At 57.2% G+C, this 6,809-nt stretch carries 4 protein-coding genes; all 4 read left to right on the top strand.

The annotated features are described in order from the left end of the window. Position 1: 1 nt before the first annotated feature. The 4 genes from PU624_RS03170 to PU624_RS03185 all read left to right on the top strand — a co-directional run bounded on the left by PU624_RS03170 (position 2) and on the right by PU624_RS03185 (position 6,797). Positions 2 to 1,294, top strand: a complete 1,293-nt coding sequence (locus tag PU624_RS03170) for a lysine N(6)-hydroxylase/L-ornithine N(5)-oxygenase family protein (protein ID WP_283544836.1) — start codon at positions 2 to 4, stop codon at positions 1,292 to 1,294. Between the two features lies 1 nt (position 1,295). Beyond that, a complete protein-coding gene (locus tag PU624_RS03175) occupies positions 1,296 to 3,647 on the top strand; it encodes a GNAT family N-acetyltransferase (RefSeq protein WP_283544837.1) in 2,352 nt (783 codons plus the stop codon). 75 nt (positions 3,648 to 3,722) lie between these two features. Next, positions 3,723 to 4,952, top strand: coding sequence for an MFS transporter (locus PU624_RS03180; protein ID WP_283544838.1), 1,230 nt, complete (start codon positions 3,723 to 3,725; stop codon positions 4,950 to 4,952). 210 nt (positions 4,953 to 5,162) lie between these two features. Further along, positions 5,163 to 6,797, top strand: a complete 1,635-nt coding sequence (locus PU624_RS03185; protein ID WP_283544839.1) for a TIGR04028 family ABC transporter substrate-binding protein — start codon at positions 5,163 to 5,165, stop codon at positions 6,795 to 6,797. The last annotated feature ends 12 nt before the right edge of the window (positions 6,798 to 6,809 follow it).

Below are 6,809 nucleotides of genomic sequence, written 5' to 3' on the forward strand. Positions count from 1 at the left end.
AATGAATAATCCTGTTTACGATTTTATTGGTATCGGCATTGGCCCCTTCAACCTGAGCCTGGCCTGTCTCAGTGAGCCGGTTGAGGGGCTGAACGGTATTTTCCTGGATGAGAATCCGGGTTTTGACTGGCACACCGGCATGATGCTGGAAAGCGCGCATCTGCAGACGCCGTTCATGGCCGACCTGGTGACGCTCGCCGATCCGACCAGTCCTTACAGTTTGCTCAACTACATGAAGGAAAAGGGAAAGTTATACTCTTTTTATATCCGTGAAGACTTCTTCCTGATGCGCAAAGAGTATAACCAGTACTGCCAGTGGGCCAGCTCACGGCTCTCCAATCTGCGCTGGAACAGCCACGTCGAATATGTCAGCTACGATGAGGCGGCCGGGATCTATCACCTCCAGGTGACCGATACTCGCAGCGGTGAGAAGCAGCGCTATCAGGCACGTCATCTGGTCCTCGGTACCGGGCCTAAGGCCTGGATGCCGGCGTGCAGCCAGCCGCACCGTCAGCGCCTGACTCACTCCAGCCACTATCTGGTCAACAAAGCGGAACTGCAGCAGAAGCGTTCGATCACCGTGCTGGGCAGCGGCCAGAGCGCGGCGGAAATCTACTACGACCTGCTGACCGATATCGACCGCTTTGGCTATCAGCTCAACTGGATCACCCGCGCGCCACGCTTCTATCCGCTGGAGTACACCAAGCTGACGCTGGAGATGACGTCGCCAGAGTGGGTCGACTATTTCCACGCCCTGCCCGCCAGTAAACGCGATGAACTGAATGCGCGGCATAAAAACCTCTATAAGGGGATTAACAGCAGCTTAATCAATGACATTTACGACCTGATGTATGTCAAACAGCTCGACGGGGATCTCAACGTCAACCTCTTTACCCACTCGGCGCTGACCGCGATGCGCTGGCTGCCGCAGGGAGAGTTCGAGCTGACGCTGCATCAGGAGGAGCAGGATTGCACCTTCACCCGCCGGACCGAAGGACTGGTGATGGCGACCGGCTATCACTACCAGCCACCGATGTTTTTAGAAGGCATCCACGCCCGCCTGCGCTGGGACGACAAAGGGCGTTATGACGTGCAGCGCAACTACAGCATCGACCATAACAATCAGATCTTCGTGCAGAATGCCGAGCTGCATACCCACGGCTTTGTCACGCCGGATCTCGGCATGGCCTGCTACCGCAACTCGGTGCTGCTGCGTGAACTGACCGGACGCGAGGTCTATCCGATCGAGCGTCAGATCGCCTTCCAGACTTTCCCGGCTAAATCGGAGCACTGAGATGAAATCAATACTGTTCAGTGCGGCCCGTCCCGCAGGCCAGTTTACCTTGAGACCCATGCTGGAGAGCGATGCGCCGCTGATCCACAGTTGGGTGACCCGCGATTACGCCCGCTTCTGGGGGATGCAGCAGCAGAGCCTGAACCAGGTTGCGGAGTTCTATCAGACGCTGACCGCATCCGATCCCCATGCCGCGCTGATTGGCTGCTGCAACGACGAGCCCGTCTGCCTGATTGAATGCTATCGCGCCTGCGACGATGAGGTCGGCAGGTTCTATCCGGCCGCGCCCGATGATTACGGCATGCACATTCTGATCGCCCCGGCCAGCCAGCCGATTAAAGCCTTCAGCTGGCAGGTCTTCACGCTGGTGATGGACTACATGTTCAGCCGCCCCGAGGTGAAGCGCGTTGTGGTGGAGCCGGACGTGCGCAATGAAAAAATTCACGTGTTGAATAAACGCGCCGGATTCCGCTATCAGCACACCATCGATATGGGCCATAAAACTGCCTGGCTGGCCTTTTGCCAGCGGGAAGATTATCAACACGCGTTACAGCAGGAGTCGCAGACTATGAACACCCCCTCTTCACTGACCGACGGCACGCATCTGACGGGCGACAACTGGACGCAGGCAAACCGCATGCTGATTCGCAAAGCGATTGCCGAATTCGCGCATGAGAAAATCATTACCCCGCAGGCGTCAGGTGATGGCGGCTATCAGCTGGCCGTGCCGGGCGGTGAAGCGACCTACCATTTCCGGGCGGCACGGCTGGCGCTGGATCACTGGGAAATCGACGTGGATTCGCTGCGTAAGCAGGAGAACGGCCACGATCTGCCCCTGAATGCCCTGAAGTTTATCGTGGAGTTCAATGGAGAGATCGGGATTCCGCAGTCGCTGCTCGCGACTTACATGGAAGAGATCAGCAGCACCCTGTGCAGCAGCGTCTATAAGCTGCAGAAGAATAATCCCGACAGCCAGGCGCTGGTCGCAGCCGACTTCCAGACTGTGGAAGCGGCGATGACGGAAGGCCATCCCTGCTTTGTCGCCAACAATGGCCGTATTGGCTTTGATGCGCAGGATTATCTGGCCTATGCGCCGGAAGCCGCCGCGCCCGTTCACCTCATCTGGGTCGCCGTTCACCGCCGCAACGCCCATTTCTCCAGCCTCAGTGAGCTGAGCTATGAGCAGCTGATGCGTGATGAGCTGGGCGACACCACCGTGAAACAGTTCAATGCTCAACTGGTGGACAAAGGGCTGGCGGTTGAAGACTACATCCTGATGCCGGTGCATCCATGGCAGTGGCAGAACAAACTGCTGACCGTGTTTGCAGCGGACATCGCCAGTCACGATATCGTTTATCTTGGCACCGGCGACGATGCTTACCAGGCCCAGCAGTCTATCCGCACTTTCTTTAACCGCAGCCAGCCCTCAAAACGTTATGTGAAAACCGCGTTGTCGGTGCTGAACATGGGCTTTATGCGCGGTCTGTCGCCCTACTATATGGCGACAACGCCGGCCATTAATGGCTGGCTGGAACAGCTGGTAGCAAATGATGCCTGGCTGCAACGCTGTGATTTCCGCGTCCTGCGCGAAGTCGCCTCCGTCGGCTATCACAACCGCTACTACGAGCAGGCGATCAAAGGCGATTCCGCCTACAAAAAGATGTTTGCTGCGCTGTGGCGGGATAATCCTGCCGCCAGCCTGCAATCCGGTCAGCGTCTGATGACCATGGCCTCATTCCTGCACGTCGATCACCACCAGCAGGCTCTGCTGCCCGCACTGATCGCAGACTCCGGTTTGCCCGCGGATCAGTGGATAGCGCGCTATCTGACCTGCTATCTCAGTCCGCTGCTGCACTGCTTCTATCAGCATGACCTGGTGTTTATGCCCCACGGCGAAAACCTGATCATGCTGCTGGAAAACAACGTGCCGGTCAGTGCGTATATGAAGGATATCGGCGAAGAGATCGCCGTCATGAACCCGGACGCGGTGCTGCCGGAAGGGGTACAGCGTCTGGCGGTCGATGTGCCGGAGAACCTCAAATTACTGTCGATCTTCACCGATGTGTTTGACTGCATCTTCCGCTTTATCAGCGCGATCCTGCATCAGTCAGGAACGCTGCCGGAAGAGGCGTTCTGGCAGGCGGTGGCGCAGTGCGTGAAGGATTACCAGAATGCGCACCCGGAGCATGCCACTAAGTTCGCGCGCTATGACATGTTCGCGCCGGAGTTTACCCGCTCCTGCCTGAACCGCCTGCAGCTGGCGAACAATCAGCAGATGATTAACCTCTCTGATCCTGCCGAGAACCTTAAGTTTGCTGGCACGCTGATCAACCCGATTGCCCGCTGGCGCTAATCGTTACACTGTCACTCATAGAATGCGGTCACTCGGGTGGCCGCTTTTTTCATGGTTTTATTGCAGGAATTCGTAATGGCTTCTTTTTTACCGGTGGCGCAACTGACCCGCCGACATCTTATCTTCCCGCTGTCGCTGGTGTTATTTGAGTTCGCCACCTATATCGCCCATGACATGATCCAGCCGGGCATGCTGCTGGTGACGCAGGAATTTAAGGTGGGCCCGGAATGGGTGTCCACCTCGCTGACCGCCTATCTGGCCGGGGGGATTCTGCTGCAGTGGCTGCTGGGTCCGCTCTCGGATCGTATCGGTCGGCGTCCGGTGCTGCTCAGCGGCGTGGCGTTTTTTATGCTTTCCTGCATCGCGACCCACTGGGTGCAAAGCATTGAGCAGTTTGTCCTGCTGCGGTTCCTGCAGGGGATCAGCCTCTGCTTTATCGGTGCAGTAGGTTACGCGGCAGTGCAGGAGGCGTTCACGGAGTCGCTCAGTATCAAAATGATGGCGCTGATGGCTAACGTCGCCCTGCTGGCCCCACTGGCCGGTCCGCTGGCGGGCGCGGCTTTTCTGACCGTAGGTGAGTGGCGCACCCTGTTCTGGCTGATTGGTGCTGTCGCGGCGCTGTCACTGGCCGGATTATGGTATGCCATGCCTGAAACGGCGGGCGATCGTCAGAAACCGCTGTCGCTGCGATCGATAATCAGCGGTTACGCGGCATTGCTGAAAGATCGTCAGGTGATGCGCGGTTCGCTGGCCATCGGGCTGGTCACCGTGCCCTGCATCGCCTGGGTCGCGCTGTCACCCGTCATCTTGATCCACGGCGCGCAGTTCAGCCGCATTGACTATGCGCTGCTGCAGCTGCCGGTCTTTGCCGCCATGATCGCGGGCAACCTGACGCTGGGGCGATTATCCAGCCGTCTGCCGATTGAACAGCCGATTAGACTGGGTGCCTGGCCGGTGGCGTGTGGACTGGCCATCGCGGTGACCGCCACCCTGCTGAACCCGCAAAGCTATCTGTGGCTGACCGCCGGAATGAGTCTCTATGGCTTTGGCACCGGGCTGGTTAACGCCGGACTCTATCGCATGACACTTTTTTCCAGCAGTGCCGGCAAAGGCAGCGTGGCGGCGATGCTGGGGATGGTGAGTATTCTGATTATTGCGCTGGGCAATGAAGCCGCTAAAACCGCCTATTTCAGTTACGGCACCGGTGGCTTCAGCATGGTGAACCTGATCTGCGGTCTGCTGTGGCTGGGGCTGGTCAGCGCTTTCCTGCGCGCGGGTCAGCGGAGATTATGCACGGAATCATAATTAACCTGCGGTAAGTAATTAATAAAATAAATCGTGGAATGGCAGAACCTTATTTGCCATTCCGCAAACGCACAACACCGATTTAATCCCACCCACTCCCGCATTTATTATTTTCAGATAAGCTTTGACCAAATCGTTACTTTATCTGTGTGTTGCGTCATTCGATGATGATTCCGCCTGCTGAGGCAATTGATAACAAAGGAATTCACCATGAAGACGTTATTTGCCATTAAACCGCGTACACGGACGCTGGTTTTTACCTTACTTGCCGGGACGCTCACCTTTAACGCCGTGGCCGCGCCGGTCAAAGGCGGGACGCTGATTTATCTGGAACAGCAGGCACATACCAACCTCTATCCGCCCGCCGGCGGCTTTTACCCTAATGGCGGCATTCTTAATCAGATCACCGATAAATTAACCTGGCAGAATCCCGAAACGCTGCAGGTTGAACCCTGGATTGCAGAAAGCTGGACGACTAACGCAGACAAAACCGAATACACCTTTAAATTACGTCCGGGCGTGACCTTTTCTGATGGCACGCCATTAGATGCGAACGCGGTAGCGAAAAACTTTGATACCTACGGGCTGGGAAATAAAGCGCTGCGCCTGCCGGTTTCGGAAGTGATTAATAACTACGACCACAGCGAAGTAATCGATCCGCTGACGGTGAAGTTCATTTTCAAAAAACCGTCGCCCGGATTTTTACAGGGCACCGCCACGATTGGCTCTGGGCTGGTCTCGCTGAGCACGCTGGCGCGCAGTTTCGATCAGCTGGGCGATGCGCGTCATATCATCGGCTCCGGGCCATTTGTGGTCAGTGATGAGAAGCTCGGTCGCGAAGTGGATCTGGTCGCGCGCAAAGATTATCAGTGGGGGCCGAAAAACATCCGGCAGCAGGGCCCGGCTAATCTCGACGCGATTAAAGTGATTGTGACGCCGGAGGACAGCGTGCGCATCGGTGCACTGCTGGCGGGCCAGGCAGGCCTGATCCGTCAGGTGCAGGCCTACGATGAGAAGCAGGCTAAAGATCAAAACTTCCCGGTCTATGCCGCACCGACCCGGGGCGTCAACGACAGTCTGAGCTTCCGACCGGATAATCCGCTGGTCAGCGATATCCGGGTGCGTCAGGCGCTGCTGCATGCCACCAATGCGAAGCAGGTGGTGGAGACGCTCTTCTCACCCAATTATCCGCAGGCAACCTCCGTCGTCGCAACCACCGCTGCCGGTTACGTCAATCTGGCGGACAAACTCACATTTGATCTGGCGAAATCGAAGGCATTGCTGGACCAGGCGGGATGGAAACCGGGCGCAGACGGCATCCGCGAGAAAGCGGGTCAGCGCCTGGCATTAACCGTCTATGAATCCCTGCCGCAACCGCAGAATAAAGAGGTGCTGCAACTGGTCGCCCAGCAGTGGCGACAGGCGGGCGTTGCGCTTACCGTCAAAGCGGGTGATGCGGGCAGCAAAACGCTGGATAACCTTGATCCCCTCAAAACGCCGCTGAACGTGACCGAAGTGGGCCGCGCCGATCCCGATGTCATTAAGAGCAGCTTCTACCCGGCCAACCGCGACAACCTGCTGCAGAAAGGAGGTTCCAGCGACAAAGTGAAAAACTTCCGCGACGACAAACTGAATGCGCTGCTGGTGGCTGTCTCTTCCGAAGTTGACCCGGCAAAACGGCTGCAGCTGACCGGTGATGTTCAGCGCTATCTGCTGGACCAGGCCTATGTGATTCCGATCTTCGAAGAACCGCAGGTTTATGCGGGCGCGCCCTCGCTGAAAGGGGTCAGTTTTGAAGCGGTAGGCCGTCCGGCACTCTATGGTGCCTGGCTGGAAAAACAGTAACCGGAGGTGAAG

It is taken from the genome of Pantoea sp. Lij88 (genome assembly GCF_030062155.1).
Lineage (GTDB): Bacteria > Pseudomonadota > Gammaproteobacteria > Enterobacterales > Enterobacteriaceae > Pantoea.

Coding starts and splice junctions, on each gene's coding strand:
- PU624_RS03170 (WP_283544836.1), top strand. CDS start 2: ATGAATAATCCTGTTTACGATTTTATTGGTATCGGCATTGGCCCCTTC.
- PU624_RS03175 (WP_283544837.1), top strand. CDS start 1,296: ATGAAATCAATACTGTTCAGTGCGGCCCGTCCCGCAGGCCAGTTTACC.
- PU624_RS03180 (WP_283544838.1), top strand. CDS start 3,723: ATGGCTTCTTTTTTACCGGTGGCGCAACTGACCCGCCGACATCTTATC.
- PU624_RS03185 (WP_283544839.1), top strand. CDS start 5,163: ATGAAGACGTTATTTGCCATTAAACCGCGTACACGGACGCTGGTTTTT.